General features: G+C 63.5%; 5 protein-coding genes. 3 read left to right on the top strand and 2 right to left on the bottom strand.

The features are described 5' to 3' along the window. Positions 1–83: 83 nt before the first annotated feature. Complete coding sequence (locus tag ACFOTD_RS16060; protein WP_378120445.1) at positions 84–3,803, bottom strand: non-ribosomal peptide synthetase; 3,720 nt, start codon at positions 3,801–3,803, stop codon at positions 84–86. Positions 3,804–3,929: 126 nt separating this feature from the next. Beyond that, positions 3,930–5,681 (bottom strand): methyl-accepting chemotaxis protein, encoded by a 1,752-nt coding sequence (locus ACFOTD_RS16055; RefSeq protein ID WP_378120443.1) that lies wholly within the window; start codon positions 5,679–5,681, stop codon positions 3,930–3,932. Positions 5,682–6,051: 370 nt separating this feature from the next. Here ACFOTD_RS16055 and ACFOTD_RS16050 point away from each other — a divergent pair, with 370 nt between their 5' ends. The 3 genes from ACFOTD_RS16050 to ACFOTD_RS16040 all read left to right on the top strand — a co-directional run bounded on the left by ACFOTD_RS16050 (position 6,052) and on the right by ACFOTD_RS16040 (position 23,257). After that, positions 6,052–7,881 (top strand): sensor histidine kinase, encoded by a 1,830-nt coding sequence (locus ACFOTD_RS16050; RefSeq protein ID WP_378120441.1) that lies wholly within the window; start codon positions 6,052–6,054, stop codon positions 7,879–7,881. Continuing rightward, positions 7,862–9,037 (top strand): response regulator, encoded by a 1,176-nt coding sequence (locus ACFOTD_RS16045; protein WP_378120439.1) that lies wholly within the window; start codon positions 7,862–7,864, stop codon positions 9,035–9,037. Before ACFOTD_RS16050 ends, ACFOTD_RS16045 begins: the two co-directional genes overlap by 20 nt. Positions 9,038–9,241: 204 nt before the next feature. Next, on the top strand, positions 9,242–23,257 hold the full coding sequence (locus ACFOTD_RS16040; RefSeq protein WP_378120437.1) for an S-layer homology domain-containing protein: 14,016 nt from the start codon (positions 9,242–9,244) through the stop codon (positions 23,255–23,257). Positions 23,258–23,380 lie beyond the last annotated feature (123 nt).

Genomic DNA, 23,380 nt, shown 5'->3' with positions numbered 1-23,380 from the left:
AACGGGCATGACATATTTAAAGGGTTACCCCCGCCAGCCAACCGCGCTGGTTAAGGGTAACCCTTGTTTTAATCTGCGGGCAGCTAAACGCCCGTCGTTTCGCTCCGCAGCTCGGCCTGCAGCAGCGTCTTCGGCGCCGGAAAATACCCGATCGAAACGGCATAATCGATCATTTTGCCAAGATAGCGGTCGTCTGCCGGCGCGCAGCGGATGTCCGTCCCGGCCAGGAAGGAGGAGGTCGCCGGGCAGCCGTAGCGGTAATCGGAATCCTTGGCTCCGTCGCCTTCCAGCTGGGCCATCGCCAGCTTCACCGCTTCGGGATCCTTGGGTACGCTCGCATCGAACAGCCAGTTCATATAATCCGCGAAGTCGAGCGTCTCCACCGGGTAACCGAGCTCCGCCAGCATCCCGATCATCCGGTCGTAGCGAAGCGGCTCGGGATTGCAGATGTGGAACAGCCGTCCCGCGGTGTCGGGACGCAGCGCCAGATGCACGATGGACTTGCCCGCATAATCGATCGGGGTGAAGTCGACGTCCCAGTGCGCTTTCGGCGCTTTGCCAAGCAGCAGCATCGCTTTGATCATGCGGTAGAACGCGTTGTTGTCGATATTCTGCTGGAATCTGCCGCTCTCCGCATGGCAGGACAAGTTGCCCGCCCGGTAGATGTTGACTGCCAGACCGCGGTCCGCCGCGGCCATGAGCCACCGTTCCGCTTCGAGCTTGCTCTGCGTGTACAGATTGTCGACCTTCAGACCCGCTTCGAACGCGGTACGCCCAAGCTGTTCTTCCCACTGCCCGCTCAACGCCAGGTCTTCCGGAATGCCGAGGGTCGAGATGTGGTGAAACCTCACGCTGCGGTCCGATCCCTCGGCCAGCTCGATCAGATGGCGGGTCGCGAGGACGTTCGATTTGTCGAACTGATCCGCGTCCCCGAAATGCCGCACGTCCGCGGCGCTGTGCAGGATTGCGTCCACATTCTCGCCGACGAAATGCGCGTCCGCCGGCGACAGCCCCAGCCCGGGCTGCGACAGGTCTCCCTCCACGACATAGACGCGACCGTCCAGCAGATCGAGCGCCGAGTCGCCGAAATAATGCACCAGCGTCTTCTGAATGCGGAACTGCGCCGAGTCCGCGCCGCTCGAGCGTGCGAGGCAGATCACCTTGGCCTCGCTCTGGACGAGCAGTTCGTAGAGCAGATAGGCGCCGAGATAACCGGTCGCGCCGGTCAGCAGCACGGCGGACGGCCGCTCATGCGGCCGTTCATCCCGCTGCTCATCCCGCCGCTCATGCGGCAGCTCCGCAGACGGTTGTCCCAGTACGGCGGGATGCTCGTCCAGCGGGATGACCTCGCCCCCGGCGTAGGCCTTGCGGGAGCCGGAAGCGCCGGCGCTCAGCCGTTCCGCGCGCTCGGCCAGCTTTTCGATCGTCCTGCATTCGAAAAAGTCGTTGATGCCGATATCCGGGAAGCGCGGCTTGAGCAGGACGAGCACATGGATGATCGCCAGAGAATCGCCGCCGATCTCGAAGAAATCGTCGCGGATACCGACCCTGCCCAGATCGAGCGATTCCTGCCAGGCTGCCGCGATGGCGGCTTGGGTTTCGTTGACGGGCGGCGCGTAATTTTCGTCGTCGTGCGTCTGATCCTCCTGCTGCAGCTCATAGACTGCCAGCTTCTTGCGGTCGATCTTGCCCGTAGGGGAGATCGGCATCTCTTCCAGCTGGACGATGAGCTTCGGCACGAAGTAGGAGGGGAGCTTATCTCCCAGCAGCGACTTAATGTCGGAGGCCGGTACCCGATCTCCGTCCTTGGACGTAAAGAAGCCGACGAGCATGTTCTGGCCGTCCTTCTCTTTTTTCGGCACGACGGCGATGTTCTGCACGTTCGGAATCTTGGCGAACGCGTCCTCGATCTCCCCGATCTCGATCCGGTGACCGCGAATCTTGATCTGCGAATCCCTGCGGCCGACATACTCGATCGTGCCGTCGGGCAGCAGCTTCGCATAGTCCCCGGACTTGTAGATCAGCTTGCCCGGCTCGAACGGGTTCGGGACGAACGCGTCCCTCGTCTTGTCGGGCTGGTTCAGGTAGCCCTTCGCCAGCCCGACCGTGGAGATGAGCACTTCTCCGTGGACGTTGACCGGGCAGAGCCGATTTTCCTCGTTGACGATATAAACTTTATAGTTGCCGATCGGCCGTCCGATCGGCACGTTCGCCAGATCGTCCGGGATGTAGCCCTTGATCGAATGGGTCGTCGTGCAGACGGTGCACTCGGTCGGGCCGTACACGTTCACGATCGCGATGTTGTCCTTGAATTTGCGCTGGAAAGCGCGCACCTGCTCCCCGTACAGCGCCTCGCCGGCCACCGTGATCAAGTGGACGCGGGACAGCTTCCGGTAGCCTTCTTCGGACAAATACGCGGACAGCTGGTTAAAGAACACGGTCGGCAAAATCGCGACGATCGTCGTCCCCGTCCGTTCGACCGCCGCGGCGAATTCTTCGACCGACATGCGCTCGGCAGGGGACAGCAGGTACAGCTCCGCGCCGTAGAACAACGCGCCGATCGTATCCCAGACGGAGGCGTCGAAGCTGTACGTGGCGAATTGGGTCAGCACGTCGTCGGGCCCGATCCGGCAATTCTTGCGGACGGATTCGCCCAAGTTGACGACGCCTTCGTGCGCGATGAGCGCGCCTTTCGGCCGGCCCGTCGATCCCGAGGTATAAATGACGTACGCGAGATCGTCCGGGCCGGCGCCGGCGTCGGGATTGTCCTTGCCGTCGTATGCGGGAAATCCCGCCTCGACGTCCACGATCGCCTTGACGGTCCCGATCCCCCCGCACAACCGTTCCGCGACGGACATGTACTTGCCTTTTGTCAGCACGAACGCCGAGCCCGTATCCTCCACGATATAGCGGTTCCGCTCCTCCGGATGCTCCGGATCCACGGGGACGTAAACCCCGCCGGCCTTCATGATGCCAAGCAGGCTCACGATCAGCTCCGCGCTCCGCTCCATCAGGATCGTGACGAATTCTCCCTTGCGAAGCCCGCGGTCCAGCAGCATCCGGGCCGTTCGGTTCGCCTGCTCGTTCAACTGCCGGTACGTCCATTTGCCGTCCGCGGAGGATACCGCCGTCTTGTCCGGATAACGCGCCGCCGCCCGTTCGATCATGCCGTGAACGGTCGCGGCCCGATCGTAATCCGCTTCCGTCGCGTTCAGCGCGGCATAGACGGCGGCATCTTCTTCCGTCAGCAGATCGACCCCCGCGAAGCTGGCGGACGGATCGGCCAGGGCGGCTTCCAGCAGCGCGACAAAATACCGGACATAACGAGCGATCGTCGCTTCGCGGAAGAGCGAGGCGTCGTATTCGACGAAAATGCGCCAGCCGCCTTCGCGCTCGCGAAGCTGCCAGTTGAGCAGCTCGCGCTCCGCGCGAAGCGGGAATCCGACGGAGAAGCGGGTCTCGCATTCGCCTTCGAACGGCGGATTCGGCGCGATCAGGCCGCGGTGAACGGCATCGCGCAGATCTCCGAACGTTCGGGCCGCAGCCGCGTCGACGAGCACGGGCGCGTCGCTCGCGGCCGTCGCGACGCCTGCCGCCATTTCCCGCTCGCCCGACAACCGGCAGATCCAGGCGAAGTAAACGGCCGCGAGCAAAGCGATATCGTGATTTCCCTCCCTTCTGGATTTCCGGAGCGTCCGGGTCAATGACGCGTCTAGTACATGTTCGGTCGTAACGTAAGCATAAGTGCGGGTATGACGGGAAAAGTCCATCGGCAGCAAGAGAACCGGCGGTTGCAAAGCCATTTTTTTATTGCCTCCATTGCTAGAAATGGAGACGCACCCCATCCCGGAGAATAGCGTGCGTCTCGGTTGGATCCGGGAGAGTGCGTATATGGAACTGTCAAAATCGATCGTTGAACGATTCTTTGATTAACGTTGAACCTTAAAACGTTCGACCAGCTGCTGCAGCTCCACGGACATCGCGGTCAGCCCTGTCGAAGATTCGACGATGGCGCGCATCGATTCCTTCTGGTCCGCGATCGATTCGTTGATTCTGGCGCTGTTCGAGGCGGTCTTGCCCGCCGATGCCGACAGCTCCGCGGAGGTGGCGGTCAATTCCTCGGTGCCGGCCGACATCTGCTCGGTCGAGCTGGATACCTCCTGGATTTGCAGCGAGACGTTGTTCGTGGCGTTCAGAATGCCCGCGAACATCCGCTCAGCTTCCGAGGCGACCTCCTTGCCGATTCTGACTTCGTTCGTGCCTTGCTCCATGGCGGCCGCAGCGACGCCGATCCCGGTCTGAATTTCCTTGATCAGCTCGGCGATCTGGTTGGCCGATTGCGCCGACATTTCCGCAAGCTTGCGGACTTCGTGTGCTACGACGGCAAAGCCTGCGCCGTACTCTCCGACGCGTGCCGCTTCGATAGCCGCATTCAGCGCGAGCAGGTTGGTCTGGCTCGAGATGCCCGTGATCATCGCCACGATGTTCTCGATTTCCTGGGACCGGCCCTCCAGCAGTTGGACCGCGCCCGTAGTTCGGGAGACGAATTCTTCGATTTGCCCCATTTGATCCGACACCTGCCGGACGACCTTGTTGCCCTCGAGCGACAGTTTTTCCATCTCCGTCGCTTCGTCGGCGACCTGGGAGGAGTTGGCGGCGATGTTCTGGATCACGTTGGCCATCTCGGCCATGGCCTTGGCCCCGTCGCTGGCGGCCTGCTCCTGGGTCACGACGCCCACGGTGATTTCCTGCATGTTGGCGGTCATCGCGTCCATGCTGGCGTCGTTCTTTTCCGAGACGGTATGCAGCGCCCTGGCGGAGGAAGTGAGCGCGTGGGACGTTTGCTGGACCTTCGCGATCGTATCGTTGATCCGGCCGACCATATCGTTGAACTTGTCGTTCAGCATGCCGAGATCGCTTTTCCCCGCCTGCAGCTTCACGTCCAGATTGCCCTGGCTCACTTGCTCGATGCCCCGGATCAATTCCTTGATCGGCCTCATCATGCGGCGGGCGACGATGAACTGGATCAACAGAATGACGGCGAGCAGGATGAGAAGGATGGTGATGCCGTAGGTCAGCAGCTTGCCCAAACCTTTAGAGACCGCGCTGGCATCCACGTCGACGGCGAAGTAAGCGAAGGTGCTTCCGTCGGCGTCTTTGATCGGATAAGCGATCGTCGTCCAGGTACCAAAACCGTCCGAGTAGATGGTGGTAAAGGTGGGCTTGCCGGTATGCAGCATATCCGCGAGCGCGTCGGCGACGATCTTCGGCTGCTCGTACATGTCGCCGACGTTCAGCTTCGCTTCTTCGAATGCGGTCACGAGGCTGGTCGGCATCGCGGCGATCGACGTTTGGTTGCCGTTCGTCAGCTCCGTGCCGAAGACATACGCTTGGGCGATGTTGGGATTGTTTTTGTTGACCTCGTCCAGATAAGCGGTAAGTTCCGTTTGAACGGGGCCCTTATAGCTTTTTTCGGCCATCGCTTGCCGGATCTTGTCCGCATCGATGCCCTTGGCCCAGTTTTCCGTGACGACCTTGATCTGGCCGCGCAGCTGGTCGATCAGAATGTTCTTTTCAACGATGTATGCGGAGGTGATCAGTGCCGCCCCGATAAGGATAATGTTGATAAAGGATAAAATTAAGTTTTTGGAGAAAAAGGACATTCTAAGCAATTTCTTCACTAAACTCCGCTCCTGTTGTATAATTTGCATCTGGATCCGTTCCGGCTCGATTGCGGTTCTCTTTTTATATCTGTGTCTATAGTCGCAATTGCCGCTCAATGATTACCTTACGCGTATAAAATTCCCTCCCCATCCAAGTTTCCGACATTCTTTTATCGAAAATATAAAAGCCAAAAGTAATAGATTTGCTTAATTTTCACTTAATTTTTTAACATAATAATTCGTTGTACCTATGTAAATTGTTACATAAGACCTATCCGACGGAATTCAAACTTGATGAAGCCAAGGGACCGCCGCCGCAAGCGACAAGGAATTCGCCACGCCTTGTCGAATCTCAGTGTTACACAAGAGTAGACAGGAGGCGGGCGCGGTGGATACGAGGCAATGGATGTCGGTGCTGCTGTGTCTCGCGACGGCGCTCATGCTGTTCGTCGCCTGTCTCTCTTATCTGAAGCGCCAGCAGCCGATGGCTCGCACGATGATCTGGATGATGACGACGGCCTCCTGCTATGCGATGGGCTACACGTTCGAGATCGTGAGCGAGAGCCTGCGCGAGGTCAAGCTGTCGTATCAGCTGGAGTACGTCGGCATACCGTTCGTTTCGGCCTTCTGGCTGCTGCTGGTGTTTCAATTCACCGGGTTTGCCGCCCGGAACCGGAAGCCGGTCGCGATCGGGATTTTCCTGATTCCGACCGTTACCTTCCTGCTGCACCTCACCAACGATTGGCACCATCTCCTCTATCAAGCCTACGTCCCGAACCCGGAAGGGCTCGTTCCCGTTTACAATACGATCAAAGGTCCCTGGTATCCGATCCACGCCGTCTACAACTATACGATTCTGCTGTTCGGCATTTTACTGTTCCTCCCGATGTATCTCAGAGCCGTCCCGATCGTGCGCAAGCAGATCGTCGTGCTGATCGTGGGCGCAGCGGGTCCGATCCTGTTCAACATCGCCTACATGTTCAATAAGGAGATCGATTTTACGCCGCTCGGCTTCGCCTTGTCGGGTCTGGTGTACGCCTGGGGCATCTTCCGCTTCCGGCTGCTGCGGCTGACGCCGCTCGCCTACGCCAAGATGTTCGATACGATCCGGGACGGCGTCATCCTGCTGGATTACGACAACCAGGTCGTAAGCCACAACGACGCGGCGACGGAGGCGTATCCCGGGCTGCATGCGGCAAAAGAAGGACCGGTGCCAGCCCGCGCGCTGCTCGCGGAGAGTCCCGGGCTGCTGGACAGATTGACGTCGGCGGCGCATCTGGACGAGCGCTTCCCGCTGGCGCGCGCGCTCGGGGACCGGACGCGGCACTACATATGCAGCATCACCCACATCTACGACGCCGGTACGGCCCCGATCGGGAAAATGATCATGCTGAGCGACGTCACGGCGCTGCGGGAAAACGAGGAGCGGCTGCGGGAAAAGTCGGAACGGCTGACGCAGCTGAACGCCTTCAAGGACAAGCTGTTCACGGTGATGGCCCACGATATCCGCGATCCGATCGCGCTGCTCGTCAGCTTGACCGAGATTCTGGAGGCGGAGCCGGAAGAGCCCGAGCGGGCGAAGGCCGAGGTGCTGCCCGAGATCAAGCGGCAGGTGCGCAGCACCTATCAGCTCGTGGACAATCTGCTCGACTGGTATCGCAGCCAGAACGGCACGATCGCGTTTCGCCCGCAAGCCTGGAACCTGCAGCAGGTCGTCCGCCAGGCGCTGTCGCTGGCCGGCGCGAGAGCCGCCGCCAAGCATATCCGGATTGCGGAGCGGATCGACGACCGGCTGACCGTGAACGCGGACAAGGAGATGCTCGACCTCATCTTCCGCAACCTGTTGGCCAACGCGATCAAGTACACCGACGTCGGCGGTCAGATCGCGGTGAGCGCGACCGCCCGCGGCGGCGAGGTGAGCGTGTCCGTGAGCGACGACGGGCGAGGGATCGACGAGGAGACGGCCAAGCTGCTCCGGCGCGACGAGATGTACTTCAAGGAGCCCGGCTTCGCGAGCTCGGACGGCGGCGGAGAGATGCGGTTCGGGCTCGTGCTTACGCGCGAGTTTCTGCGCATGCACGGAGGCGCGCTCCGGTTCGCGAGCGCGGCGGGACGGGGCACGACGTTCTGGTTCACGCTGCCGGGCCATGCCGGCGGGGATGCCATGACGGATAAAGACGGATGGGCGGTGAGCGACGATGAAAGTGATGCTGGTTGACGACGAGCCCGTCATGCACCTCATCATGCGGAAGATGCTGGAGAAATATCCCGGCCTCGAGGTGGTCGGCACCTTCGCGGACGCGTCGTCGGCAGCGGCCTTCCTGAACGAACGGGAAGACGTGGACCTGGCCTTCGTCGACATTTCCATGCCCGTCGGCAGCGGCCTGTCCTTCGCCGCTCAGCTGGATCAGACAGGAGGCAAGCCGCAGATCGTGTTCGTCACGTCGCACAAGGACTTTGCCGTGGAAGCGTTCGAGCTGTCCGCGCTCGACTACCTCGTGAAGCCGGTGACGCAGGAGCGTCTGGAGCGGACGGTCCATCGCGCGCTGGAGAGCCGCAAGGCGCTGGGGAACGCGAAGGCAGCGGATGCGCCTGCGCAAAGCCGGGAAAAGGTGACCGTCTCGGTGCTGGGGGACTTCGCCGTGCAAAGCGAGCGGGGGCGGGTGAAGTGGATGTCGGGCAAGAGCGCCGAGCTGTTCGCGTACTTGCTGCTGAGCCGGGGCAAGCGGATCTCGCGCCATCGCCTGATCGCCGAGATTTTCGCCGGCATGACGGTCTCGAACGCGGAGAAATATCTCAATACCGCGGTCTACCAGCTGCGCAAGTCGCTGGAGCCGATCGGCCTGCGCGAGTCGGTCCGTTCGGAAAACGACGGGTACGTGCTGGAGCTGGACGACGCAGCCGTCGACTACGAGACGTTCGAGCGGGAGATCGCAAGGCTCGGCAAGCTTCATGCCGGCAACGCGGCCGAAGCCCTGAATGTCGACCGGCTGTATACGGGCGATTTGTTCGGCGCCAAAGCTTATGTCTGGGCGGTCCAGCATACGGAACGGCTGGCGAACCGCTATGCGGCCTTCGTGCGGGCGGCTGCCGCCGCGCTGCTTGACGTGCCGGACACGGCCGCCGCCGCCAAGCTGCTGCAGAAGCTGCATGCCCGCAACCCCTGGGATGAAGCCGTCGTCGGTCTGCTGATGCGGGGGCGCGCGATAGAGCGAGATAAAAAGGGGCTTACCGCGCAGTATACCGATTACGTGAAGCTGCTCGGCCGCGAGCTCGGCATCAAGCCGTCCAAGGAGCTGCTGCTGCTCTACGATTCGCTCGTCAGCGGGCTGTCGGATAGCGCGACTCAGAACGTCAACCAGCGTGCCGACTAATATTTTCATAGACGCGACAAAACGCCGCCAAGCCTTGATGCGAAGCGGTTTTTTGTCTTTTCCTGGCGAATTCTTTCATTATTCTTTTATTCCGGTTCCGTAGACTTAACCCTAGAATGCTCGCCGTCCGTCCGCATCGGGTCGATCCTGTCCCGGCGCCGCGGCAAGCGAGGGAGGGGTAGGCGTACTGTGGGGAAAAGAGGAATGAATTGGCGCGGGTGCGCGCTCGTATGGCTGCTTATCGCAAGCATGCTGGGCAGCGCGATCCTGCCGAACTTCGGAGGCGGATCGGCTGCGGCGGCAACGACGCAAGCGGCGGAGGTCATCGCGTCAGACCTGGAGGCCTTGGCGGCTGCGGGAGCATCCGCCGACACGGCGGGGCACTGGGCCGCAGGTACGATGGCGGAGTGGCAGCGGCTGGGGCTGATTAACGGCTTCCAGGACGGCACGCTGCGTCCGGATCAGGTTATCAGCCGGATCGAATTCGTCGCGCTGGCGAACCGGCTGTTCGCATACAAGGGTACGGCGAGCCTGAAGTTCGCAGACGTGCCGGGCAACGCCTGGTTCGCTGTCCAGGTGCAAGCCGCGGTGGCGGCAGGCTATATTAACGGCTTCCCCGACGGAACGTTTAAGCCCGATCGGCAGCTCTCCCGCGCGGAGGCGGCCGTCATGCTCGCGAAGCTCGTTCCGGTCGTGGAGCGCGACGGGGCGGATGCGCTGGGCGCGTTCGGCGACCGGAGCGACGTGCCGGCCTACGCAAAGGCTGCGCTGGACGCGCTGGTCGAAGGCGGCTACGTGCAGGGCTTCGCGGACGGAACGGTGCGTCCCGGCGGCAAGCTGACGCGCGCGGAGGCCGTCGTGCTGCTGGACCGGATCCGCACGCAGGCCGTGATTGGCGCGGGCGGCGGCATCGTGCCGCCGGCGCTTCGATTGGCGGCGGCAGGCGCCTACGGTCCGGCATCCGGCACCGCCGAGATCGCCGGCGACGTCGTTATCGACGCGCCGGGCATCACGCTGCGCAACGTCAAGGTGCGCGGCAATCTGACGGTGGGCGCAGCCGTCGGCGAAGGGGACGTCTACCTGAAGGGCGTCGCCGTCGGCGGGAGCACGAATCTGCAGGGCGGCGGGGCGCATAGCGTACATATCGACGATTCGCGGCTCGGGACGGTCGTCGTCGAGAAGAAGGACGGCCGGATTCGCGTCGTCGTCGGCGGCACGACGGTCATCGCGCAGATGGACGTGCGGACGGACGCGAACATCGAGTCGGACGGAACGACGCAAGGCGGCGGGATCGCGGGCATCTCCATCACGGCGGCAGGCGAGGTCGTGCTGTCGGGCAGCTTCGGCAAGGTCGAAGTCGCCAGCGACGTGACGCTGACCGTCAGCGCGGGTACGATCGAAGCGCTGCAGGTCGGGGAAGGCGTTAAGTCCGCCGCGATCAAGCTGAGCGACGGCGTCGCGGTTAAGAGCGCCGAGCTGCACGGCGGCGCGGAGGTCACAGGAACCGGGACGATCGGCCATGCGCTGGTGGACGCGGCGAACGTGCGCTTCGAGACGAAGCCCGCGAACGTGGAAGTGACGGAGCGCGGCGGCGCGGCCGGCAATACAGGCGGAAGTGGGGGGAATGGCGGCAACGGCGGCGTGCAGCCAACACCTACGCCAACACCTACGCCTACGCCAACGACCGCGCCAACGACCGCACCTACGCCGACGCCGCCGGTCGATACGACGATAACGGTCGTCCCGACGCTTGTCCAAGCGCGCGCGTCCAGCCTCAAGGTGGCGCTCAGTCCCGCAGTGCCGGGCCTGACGGCGGCGAACTTCGCTCTGAAGGACGCCGCCGGCGGCAGCGTCCCCGTGACGTACGCGGCAACGCTTGACGGCGGCGCGACATACGCTTTGGCTGCCGCGTTGTCAGAAGGCGCGACGTATACGCTGACGATCGCCAAGACGGGCTACGGCTTCGGCGCGGGCCTCGCCGTCGCGGTCCCGGTCACGCAGCCGGAGGACATCGACGTTGCGGCGTCGCTCGTCGGCGCGGCCGCGCCGACCGGCTTCACGCTGGCGCTGAACGGGCCGGTCGCCGGACTGACGGCGGCCGAGCTCACGCTCACGCACGGCGGCCAGCCCGTGGACATCGTGTCCGCCGACAGCGCCGACGGCGGCGCCACCTATGCGATCGCAGCGGCCCTGACGGCCGGCGAACGCTACGTGCTGACGATCGCCAAGCCGGGCTACCGGTTCGGCGGCGGTCTGACGATCGACGTGCCGGCGGAGGGGACCGAGGAGATCGCCGTCACGCTGTCGCCGAGCGGTACGGCCGGCGCCGCGGGATTCTCCGTCGGCCTGAGCGTGCCGATCCCGGATCTGTCGGCCGGCCAGTTCCAGTTAACGCACGGCGCGGACAGCGTGACCGTGGCGAGCGCCGTCAGCGAAGACGGCGGCGCTACGTATGCGATCGCGGCTTCGCTGACCGAAGGCGAGACGTACCGGCTGACGATCGTCAAGCCGGGCTACGGCTTCGGCAGCGGTTTGACCTTTACGGTGCCTGCAGGTCTGGTAGTCGTCACGCCTAGCGTCAGCCGTCTTACTTCCTCCGGCTTTGTTTTGTCGCTGGACAAGCCGGTGCCGGAGCTGGAGATGGACAGCTTCTCGATTACGGGCAGCGACGAGACGGCCGTCGGCATCAACATGCTGGAGACCGAATCCACGCATAGGATCGTCGAGGTATACGCGCCGCTCGCGCTGGGCGACACGTATACGGTATCGCTCAACAAGCAGGGCTATGCCTTTGACGAACCGCTAACGCTGTCCGTCCAGGCGACCGAATCGCCTTCTACGATCGAGTGGGTGTCTTATCAGGGCTTTTCCATCCGCTTCGGCTCGCCGCTCGCGTCGTTGACCGCCGACCGGATCTCGCTGACCGGAGCGTCGGGCGCGGCAGTCGCCGTGCAGCGCGTACAGCTTGCGGCAGACGGCAGGTCCGCCGTCGTGACGGCCGATCTGTCGGCAGCCGGCGCTTACGGGTATCGCATCGCCGCGGCGGATCTTGTCTTCTCGGGAGATATTCACGTGCCTGAGAAGATTGCCGTCAGCCGCTACACGACCTTCGAGTCGGTGAATTACGTGGATCAGGGCTTACGGGTGCATTTCAGCGTCCCGGTCCCGGGGCTGCCCCCCGAGGCGTTCGAGCTGACGCACCGGGACGGCACGCCTTATGCGCTCGCGTCGGCGGCGACGGACGACGGCGGCTGGAGCTACCTGCTGGTGCCGGAGCAAATGACGTACAGCGACTATGCGCTCGACGTTCGGCACGCGGGCTACGACTTCGGCGGCGCGCTGCAAATCATCCGTCCGACGATTAACAACTGGGGCGGGCTGGCAGATCTGGCCGCGTTTATCGGACTCAATCCTTCCGTGCCGACAACGATGGATAACTATCGAATTACGGACGCCTCGGGCGCCGCGGTAACGATAAAGGCGCTCGTTCCGATGCAAAACGCGTTCATCGCCACATTCGAAGGCGCGCGAGGCCGCGGCTATGACGTGACCGTCGTCAAGGAAGGCTACGACTTCGGCGGGCCGCACCGGATCAACGTTTACGCGCGCAATACGATCGTCGATCCTTCCGGGACCGGCTTTACGCTGGCGCTCAATCCACCCGCTGCGATCGATACCGCGCACGCCTTTTCGCTGCACAGAGCGAAGGACGGCGCAGCAGTAGGCAGCGCGCTGCGGATCGATTCCGTCGAGACGACCGACAATGGAGCCAGCTACAAATTCGCGGTCGCGCTGACGCCCGGGGACTACAAGCTGTCGGTGGATGCCGACATCGACGAAGATTCGTTCTACTTCACGGTGCCGATCGTCGCGACCATAACGGTCGATCAAATTACGAATAGCGGACTGACCGTGAAACTAAGCGAAGCGCTGAGCGGTCTGTCCGCCGGCAGCTTCGGACTTGTCCAGGCGGATACGGGCGCGCCGGTTACGATCGATTCGGCGACGACGGCCGATCAGGGCCGCACGTATCGACTGTTGGCCGAGCTGTCCGGAGGCAGCTACATGCTAAGGCTGTACGGCCATCTGCCGGACGAGGGCGTCCCGTTCCAGGTCGCTCCTACGGTAGATGCGGGCGTCCCGGCCGTCGACCGCATCGGCGCGGACGGATTCGACCTGACGTTCGACAGCGCCGTGCCCGGCTTGCTGCCGGCCGATCTCGATCTGCGCGACGCGAGCGGCAGCCGGCTCGGCGGCGTGACGCTGTCCACCGCAAACGGCGGGGCCAGCTACCGCGTCCATGTCGGCCTGACCGGCGGACGGGACTACAAGCTGACGCTGAGCAAGGACTTCTTTCGCTTCGCGTCGCCGGTCACGTTCCACGTCGGCTACTTCCTGTCGGCGACGATCGTGCAGACGACGCTGGACGGACGCATCGAGGTCCGCTTCTCGTCCGCGCTTCCGCAGGCGCAGTACGGCGGCGTGTTCGCCCGGGACGAAGCGGGGAACGATTATTATCCGTACGAATACGTCATGGCCGGCGGCGGTACCGTCTATCGGCTGCGGCTTCCGGCTTTCTCGTCCGCCCATACGTACAGCATCGCGCTGAATCCGGCTGCCGCGCCGGAGCTCGCGGACTACGCGCTGACCTCGCCGACGTTCGGGTTCCCTTCCGTGATCTCGGCGGCTGACGGCACGGCGGCGGGACTTACGGTTCGGTTCGCAACGCCCGTCGACGGCCTGACCGGCGGCAGCTTCATTATTCGCGATGCCGCGGGCGCGGCGGTCCCCGCGACCGGCGCGTCTACCGGGGACGGCGGCGGCAGCTATGCGCTGAAGGCCGCGCTGACGCCCGGGAAGTTTTACACGGTACAATACAAATCGTCAGCTACGTATCAGCAGACGGAGCCGGTCTCGTTCGCCGTGCGCAAGTCGCTCGCGCCGACGATCAAAAACGTGACGTCGACGGGCTTCACGCTCCAGTTCGGCGAGAAGGTTGCGGGCCTGAAGGGCGCCGAAGTCGTCCTGCGCGATCCAAGCGGCAGCGTTCTCGGCACGCATCTGTACAGCTTCTCGACGGCGGATCAAGGCCTCAGCTATCAGTTCCGTTACACGGTCGGCGCCGGCGTCGTCGAACCGGGCTCAGGATACACGCTCGACGTGCAACGCGACGAATTCGCGCTCGACGCGCCGCTCGCATTCGATATCCCGATTCCGGCGAATGTCCTTGTCGCGCTCACGACAAGCACGGATCTGCTGCTTGGGATCGGCAGCTACGGAGGCGGAGAGCTCGGCCTCGTTAAGAGCAGCTTCGACCTGCGGGACAGCAAGGGACGTCCGGTCTCGTTCGCGATGGACGATCTCGGCGGCGGCTCGTACAAGCTGACCGGCGCTTTCGACGCGCAAGAAACTTATACGCTGACCGTCTCCAAGCCGGGCTACGACTTCGGCAAGCCGCTGACGTTCGGCCTTAGCATCGCGGTCGGCATCACGACGATGTTCCAGAACCAGCAGGGCTTCAGGCTGTTCCTTAGCCCTCCCGTGGCCGACCTCGGCGCCTCCGAGATCGTGGTCAAGGACGGCAGCGGCCAGACGACGGCCGTGACTTCGGCAACCACCGCTGACGGCGGCGCCACCTATCAGGTGTCCGCGAAGCTGACGGCGGGCAAGACTTACACCGTCACGACCGTCAAAACGAATTATACGGTGAAGTTCACGATTCCGTTCAGCCTGAACAGACGGGCGGCTTCGGTGGATATGGCGTCGGTCCGCGGCTTCCGGCTGAACTTCGACCGGGCGGTGAACTGGAGCAGCGAGTTCAAGCTCGTCGTCACGGACGAGCAGGGCAATGCCGTCAAGACAAGCGGCATCGTATCCAAGGACAACGGGCTGAGCTACGAGATCGATGCGGCGCTCTTGCCGGACGTGAACTACACGGTCACGATCACCAAGCCGGGCGACGACTACGGGCCGGGCATTCCGCTGATCGTCCGCAAGGCGCGGGCGACGTTCGACGGCCTGGCCCCAGGAGGAAGCCGAATCTTCCAGCTGTCGCTGGACAAGCCGATTCCGGACATGCGTCCAGGGGAGTTCGTCCTGCGGCGGGCTTCCGACGGACGGCGTCTCCCGGTGCTGTCGGCCGAATCCACGGACGGCGGCACGACGTACGCGCTGTCCGCAGACTTCCTGCAGTCGGAGAGCTACACGATCGTTCCGGAAAAGGACGGCTACGCATTCGGCGATCCGATCCCGTTCAGCGTGCCGATCTTCGAGCGGACGGCCGTTACCGGCGCGAGTCCGCGCGAGATCCGGATCGGCTTCAACCCGGCCGTGCCGGGTCTCGACGAGAGCAGCTTCGCGCTGCGCAGCGCCGCAGGCGCCATGCTGCCGGTAGGTGCGGTCTCGACCGACGACGGCGGAGCGACCTACCGGATCGTCGCCGATTATGCGGGCGGGGAGACGTACACGGTGACGATCGCCGAGGCCGGCTACGAATTCGGCGACCCGCTGACGGCGGATATTCCCGACGCCGTGACGGCTGCAATCGCGGCGGTCTCCGAGACGGGTCTCTCCGTGTCGCTCGCTCCTGCCGTAGCCGGACTGTCCGCTTCCAACTTCGCGCTGCGGGATGCGTCCGGGCATGCGGTCGCGCTGACCGGCGCGAAGACGACGAACGGCGGCGCCAGCTATGTGCTGAGCGCGGCACTGACCGGCGGCAACGGTTATACGCTGACGATCGCGCTGGCCGGCTACGACTTCGGCTCCGCGATGACGCTGAACGTACCGATTACGGTCAACGCCGCGTATTCGGACGTACGGACGTCCGGACTGACGATCCGCCTGACGGATCCGGTCCCGGGACTTGGCTCAGCCAACGTCACGTTGCTTGATCAGGACGGCGCTCCTATCGCGGTTGCCGCCATGACGACGTCCGACGGCGGCGCCACCTACGCCGTGCAGGCTGCGCTCCAGGCGCAGCGGCGCTACAGTCTGCGTCTCGCAAAAGCGGGCTACGACTTCGGCGCCGATGCAGGCTTTGTCGTGCCGCTTGCCGTACAAGTTGAAGTGCCGGCACTGCTGACGACCGGCTTCGCGATCAAGCTGAATCGGGCGGTACCCGGACTGACCGCTGGCAATCTGACGCTTACGGACAGCGCCGGAAAAGCAGTCGCCATCACCGCCTGGACGGCGTCCGAGGATGGGCTCTCCTATCAAGCGGCTGCCGAGCTCGCTGCGCACGAGACGTACGCGCTGCAGCTCGTCGCCAGCGGCTACGATTTCGGCCCGGCCCTGCAGCGCGAGGCGCAGCCTGCGCTTGCGCTCTCGGCGACCAATGTCTCCGAGGTCGGCTTCGTCCTCAATCTCGGCGATGCTGTACCGAATCTGAAGCCGGGCGACGTCTATTTGACGAATGCGTCCGGTACGCGGATCCAACTGAATGCGGCCTCGTTCTTCGATCTGTCCGGCGCCGCCCAGACCGGACGCCTCTACCAGGTCGTCGTATCGTTGACGAGAGGCGAGGCTTATACGATCGACGTCCGCGACCCGGCGCATCCGGCGGCTGCGCCGCTGCAGGTTATTTTGCCGATCCAGGTTCAGGCCCAGGTGTCCGGCGTCTCGAAGAACGGCTTCACGCTCGCCTTTAACAAAGCGGTTCCGGGGTTCGGCGCGGACGATATCGAGCTGGTAAATGAAGATGGAGATCCGGTCGCCATCGGACGTGCGGCGGCGGGGGAGACGGAAGCGAAGTATGCGATCGACGTCAAGCTGACGGAGGGACGCACCTATACGCTGAAGCTGAACAAGACGGGCTACAGCTTCGCAACGGGCGGCGGAACGCAGGTGCAGGTACCGATCGCCGTGACGGCCACCGTCTTGAATCCGAACGAGTCGGGCTTCACGCTCGCGCTGTCCGAGCCGGTGCCGGATCTGGATATCAAGCTGTTCAAGCCAGGCTTCGTCAACGCCTATTACGATCTGACGATTACGACGCCGGACGGGGGGAGGACCTATCAGGTTGGGGTATCGTGGCCAAGCGACTATCCGCTGACGCTCGCGCTGTCCAAGCCGGGGTACCTACTGGGCGCCGACCAAACCGTGCAATACGCCAAGAAGCCGCCCGTTATGCTTCTTGCGGTATCGGGAGCGGACAGCGCGAGCGTGCTGCTCACCTTCGACGCGCCGCTCGTCTCGATGGAGACAAGTGCCGGATTTGCGCTAAAAATAAACGGCCAATGGCAGAGCGGCGTCAAGTCGTACTTCGTCAACGCGACGACGGTCAAGCTGACCTGGAGCGGGGCGCTCCTCCGTTCGACCGACGAGCTGGCGGTCGCCTATACCGGGGTGAACCGGGTGAAAGGCGTGAACGGCGCATTCCTGGCGCAATTCGCCGCTACGCCGGCGCTCAATACTTCGAGCGAGCTCGGTCTCGTGCAGAGCTACGTCGACAGCCGGAATGCCGATACGCCGGCGGCGATGCTGCATGCGCAATTCGGACGCTCGGCGCTCGAGACCGCGAAGCTGCTGCGGGAAGGCGGTTTCCCCGCCTCGCTGTACGCGGCCGCCGTCGGCAAAGAGTACCAGCTGGACTTTGCGGGCGTACTCGGACTGCTGTACAAGATGGACGCGGATGCGTCCACGGCATTCGGTGCCGTTCGGGCGACGCGGTATTTGCCGAACGCGCCGGACACGTGGATCGCGGGCTTCCTTGCCGCCGGTTACGCGCCGGAGGAATTCGCCGGCAGCTTCCGCGACGTCGGCTACCAGGCGCGGGATATCGTACGCGGACTTAAGCTGGGAGGCGTGTCCGCGAAGACGGCGGCGCTGACGATGAACCGCGCGCTTCATGAGACGAGCGACAGCGCGGCCACGCAGCTGCGCAGCCTGTACGGAGCTGCGGACACCGCAAGCGCCGTGCGTAGTGCATATGGCCTGACCGATGCCGGGACCGTGCAGGCGCTGGCTGCCGGCGGCATGTCCGCGGCCGATGCCGCCGCGGCGAGCAAGACGCTGTTCGCCGCCGACGCGGCGACCGCGGCCGGACTGCTGAGCGGCGCCGGTTACCCGGCCAAGGCCATCGGCGCAGCCGTCCGGCAGCTCTATACGTTCGCGGACGCGGCAGAGGCCGTCCGGGCGCTCGCGCAAGCGGGGCTGGCAGGCGCCGAGCTGTATGCCGCAGCCGGCGCGATCTTCTCGCCGGCGGACGCGGCGTCGGCCATGCTCGGCCAAGGGCTGTCCGCGTTCGACGTGGCGGATGCGATCCGTGCGGCCGGCGGCGGCGCGGCGACGGCTGTCGCCGCCCTGCTGAGCCGGGGCGGGGACCCTGAAGCGATCGCCCGCCAGGTGATGAGCGCATGGGGCACCTCGCTGACGCTGCGGGAGACGGCAAGCCAGCTCGTACAGGGCGGCTTCAGCAAGATTCAGGCTGCAACGCTGCTGCGCACCGTCTACGGGGCGGATACCGCGTCCGCATACGACGCGCTCGAGCCGATGTTTCATCCGTGGGGCTTCGATGCCAAGGGACTGTTCACGACGCTGCTCCAGGGCGGCTACGACCCGGTCCTGGTGGCGGATTACTTCCTGAAGCATGTCTATGCCGGCATCGCGTCCGTGCTGGAAAACTTTTTGGAGGATGCGCACTATTCGCTCCCTACGTCGCTGACGTACGTGCACGATGCGGTGACGAAGGGCGGCAAGGCCTATGCGATGAAGGACGCCGTCCGGGACATGTTCGCCACCGGCGCATTCTATTCGGCCGAGGACGCGCTCGCCGCGCTGCGCGCAGCTTATGCCGGCGATGCCGCCGAACCGGCCAATCCGGCGAATCTGGCGGCGGGCATGAGCGAGCGGTATTCGTTCTACGATTACCAAAAAGCGCTGATCTCGCAGTTCGGCCAGACGATGCCGATGTGGATCGATCAGCAGACGGCGAATTGCGCCTGCGACGCGGCCAAGCTGGCCAAGGATGCGAAGTTCCTGTTCGGCGCCTCGTCCATCGGCGACATCACGGCGACGATGAGCGCGACCGGCAAGTTCACGCTGCAGCAGATCATCGAAGGCACGATCCCGCTCTACCCCGGCAATTCGCGGGAGTCTCAGATGTCCGCGCTCACCGCCGTGCTGAGCGGTACCGGGTATCCGGTCGGCGAGCTCGCGGCCGTATACGACAGCGAGGGCTGGGACTGGATCAAGGCGTTCAGCCGGTACGGCATCGCGGCCAAGGAAGCCGCATTGTACCTGCAATCCAAGGGACTGGCCAAAGACCAGATCATCGTCCGCCTGCGCCCGTATCCGCTCAAGGATATCGCGCTCGTGCTTCGCGAGCAGTACGAACTGGACGAGTCGGGCGCAATTGATGCGCTGCTGTCGATACAGTTTTACGATCAGGACGAGATCGGATCGGCGGTTGCCTGGGCGTTCGGCGGCAATCCAGTCGCGCTGTGGGTGAAGACGCTGAAGGCGCAAGGCGCGTCGGCGGGCTCGGTCATCAGCCTGCTGGCATCCCGCTATACGGAATACCGGGATCCGAGCGTATCGGGTCCGGCGCTGATCCGCGGCGGCTACGGCATGGAAGAGGTCATACAGGCGCTGATAGCCCGTTCGAGCAATCCGAACCTGCAAAATACGATCGCCGTGCTCAAATCGCTGTACGCGCAAGACCAAGTGACGGTCGCGCAGCTGCTGGCCGCATCCGGCAGCGCTGCGCCGGCCGACGGCATCAGCTTCCTTAAAAACGCGAAGTATTCGCAAGCGGAGATCGCCCGCAGCCTGAAAGCCTATTACGGGCTGGAATCGGGGCAAGCGGCCAGGCTGCTCGCCGACGCTTACCCGTCCGAGCTGACGAAGGTTATTCAGACGGTGGCGGGCATTTACGGCGACAGCAAGGCGGCTGTCGCGGCCGCCGCGCTTGCGGCCGAGGGAATCACTACGCTTGCGGCGGCGATTCCGTATTTGCGGGATGCCGGGTTCGGGCTGCAGGATATCGCCGCCATCGCCCGCGATCACTTCGGCGCGCCGCTCGGCCGGACGGCGCAAGCCCTGCTGGCGCACAGCGGCGAACGCGACAGCGTCGTGCTCTATGCGGCGGCGGGCGTCTACGGTCAGACGGTGGAGCATGCGATTCACGAGCTGTTGACGGCGAACGGACAAGCGTCCTTCGCCGATGCGATCGCCTACATTTACGCGCAGCAGCGGTTCGATCTGCGGACGGGCGCGATGCTGGCGAAGGAAGAATACGGTCTCTCGTCGGGACAAGCGCTGCAGGCATTCCGCGCGTTCGGCATGTATAAGGACAAGGACGTCGTCGCCACGGTGGCGAACGTGTACGGCATGTCAGGCGACGCGAGCGTCGTCGATTCGCTCGAAGCGAGCGGCATGCATACGTTGACCGATGCGGTATCGTACCTGCTGCGGATGAACTTCGATCTGCGCAGCATCGTCCGCGTCGGCCGCGAGCACTATGGACTGACGCAAGGTCAGACGGCGTCGGCGCTTGACGCGTCGGGCTTCTTCGACGGCAACGGCAGCGATGTCGTCGCCGCGATCGCCACCGTATACGGACAGACGATGAGCCAGGCGCTGGTCTCTGTGCTGGACGGGCTGGGGGCAACGACGTTCGAAGCGGCTATCCCGGATCTGCGCGCGGCGGACCTGACGCTGGACGACCTCGTGCTTGCCGCGCGCGATCACTACCGGTTGACCGCCGGTCAAACGCTTGGCGCGCTGCTTCCGATATCCGCTTACCAGGCCGGCGCGGTTACGGCCGCGGTGCTCGAGTATTACGGCAAGCCGTTCGCGGAAAGCGCAGGCGAACTCCTGCGCGGCGCCGGAGCCGCCAAGCTGCAGGACGGCGCGCCGATCCTGCGGCAGATGGGCTATTCGCTTAAGGAGATCGTGTCGGCATCGCTGTCGTACTATGGCTTGACCGCCGAGCAGACCGCCGACGGGCTCGCGGCGCTGGACTTCGACAGCGCATCCTTGATCGCGGCCGCCGTAGCGGACGTCTATGCGCCGGCTTCGGCCGCCGATGCGGACGCTGTGCTTGCCGGCGGCGAAGAGATCCCGGATCCGGCTGTCGCCGCAAGGCTCCTGTGGCAAGCAGGCATTCCGCTGGCCAATATCGCCGGCGCGCTGAGCCGACATTACAGCCTGTCCGCGGGCGAGATTGCCGCGGTTCTGGCAGGCACGGAATTGTTCGATACAGCCACGATCGTCTATGTGCTGGCATCAAGTGCGGGAGGCTTGACCGGGGCGGCTCTGGCTGCGGTGCTGAGCGCCGTAGGCGTAAGTTCGGCTTCGGACGCTGCGGGCATGCTGAGGCAGGCCGGATATGGCGCGAATGACATCGCAAGCGCGCTTATGAACGGCTATGCCCAATCGGAGACGGCTGCGAAGACCATCCTGTCGGGTCTTGGCGTCTATACGGCGCAAACGATCGAAGCCGCCGTGAATCAGACGCGCGGACAAGGTCCGACGTCGGCCGACCTGCTGTCGGACGTCCTCGAGCTGTACGGGGTGACGACGGCGGAAGGCGCTGTCGCCTTCCTGAAGCAATCGAATTATCCGCTCGCCGACATCGCGATGCAGCTTAAGAACCGCTACAAGGCAGATGCGGCGCGCGCGACCGAGCTTCTCAAGCCTTACGACCAGGTCGGAGACATCACGCTGGCGATCGCAGCCGTCTACTATGCCGATACGAATCTGGCATATCTCAAGCAGATGGTGCCGGCCGGGTATGCGAGCAATCCGACCAACATGGCGGGTTACATGTCCGGCAAGTTCACGCTGACGGACATCGTGCTCGCGCTCAAGCTGTTGTTCGGCTTGGACGCGCTCGGGGCCAAGGATGCGATGATCAACGTGGACGCTTCGCCGGATCAGATCAACGGCAAGATCGCCGAAGTATACGGTGTCGATCCTTTGCTCGCGCTTCTGACTCGAATGAAGGCCCAGGGGGCAAGCGCAAGCGATATCGCGGTCGAGATGCAGCGCAACGGCAAGTTGGAGGTGAGCGACAGTTATCTGGTCGATACGCTCGCCGCGCTCGGCTACGACGGGGCGACGATCTTGAGTTTGCGATACAGATCCTTCAACAGGGGCTTTAAAAATGAAGGCACTCTCCAGGAACAGGCCGCGCTGCTCGTCCGGTTCGGCGTCAATACCCCTGCCGCGATGGCGGAATTCCTGATGTACAAGAGCAATGGCGGCAGCTCCGCGGGCGTAACCGCGATGATGACGATTATGCGTGCGGGTCTGCCGAACGCTTCCATCAGCGACATCGCGCTGGCGGTCGCGGGCTATGGCTTCGGCCGGCTGCCGATCGAGAATGCGATGCAGGCGATGCACGAGCTGAGCGGCAGCATTGCGGAGGAAGCCATTCTGAAGCGACTGGGCTACAACGCCTACGATGCCGCTGGCTTCGTAAGCCGCATGTTTACAAGCCGCAGCGATCGTTTGCGGCTGCTCGCCCTGAACGGTTACAAGCTCACGGATTATTTGAAGTATGCCTATTACGGAGCGGAGTCCATCGCCTATCTGAAGCAAACCGGGCTTGGCGCCACGGAGATCGCGGTCGCGATCGTCCAGTCGGGCGCGTCCAATAACTATGCGGTCATCGCGCAGGACCTGAAGCAAGGAGGCTTCACGGACCTGAACGAGGTCGTGAAGGCGGTGTACAAGGCGGGACTTCGTCCCGAGTGGATCCCCGACTATCTGTACGGCATGGCGCCGTTGCAGGATATCGCTCAAGCGATGGTCAACACCGGCGAGATCTCCCTCACCGTCATCGTCAAGGCGCTGCAAATCGCGGAGGCGAACAACAAACAGATCTATTACATCGTCAAGGCCATCAGCAAAAACGAGCAGGCCGAATTCCTTGGCGAGCTGTCAGCGGTCGAACGGCGTGCTCTTGGCGACGACGAGGCCGCGATCATCGTGACACTGGGCACGCTGCGCGGCGCCGGGTTCTCCTCGCACGAGTCGGCCGACCTGCTTACGAACGACATGGGCGATTGGATGAAGGCGACGGCGCTGCTCATCCTGACCGGCTACGAGTGGGACGATGCGCTCGGAGCGGTGTGGGACGAGTACCGCGCGGCGATCGGCGTGTTCATCCTGCAGTCGATGATGGGCAGCGCAATCTCGAACTTCATGAAGGACTTCCAGAACTACTGGAAGATCGGCAAGATCGTTATTAGAATCGTAAAGCGCGAATTGTCCTGACGTTTTAACGAGAAACGGAAGTCTCCTTCCCTTGAAACATGGGGGAGGAGGCTTCTTTTTTTTTAGTTCAGAAAGTATAAATTTGGGCGGCAATTTACGGAAAGGTAGGCGCGCTTTCGGTGT

This window comes from Cohnella sp. GCM10012308 (genome assembly GCF_042649185.1).
GTDB lineage: Bacteria > Bacillota > Bacilli > Paenibacillales > Paenibacillaceae > Cohnella.
This window is presented reverse-complemented; position numbering and strand designations above follow the sequence as displayed.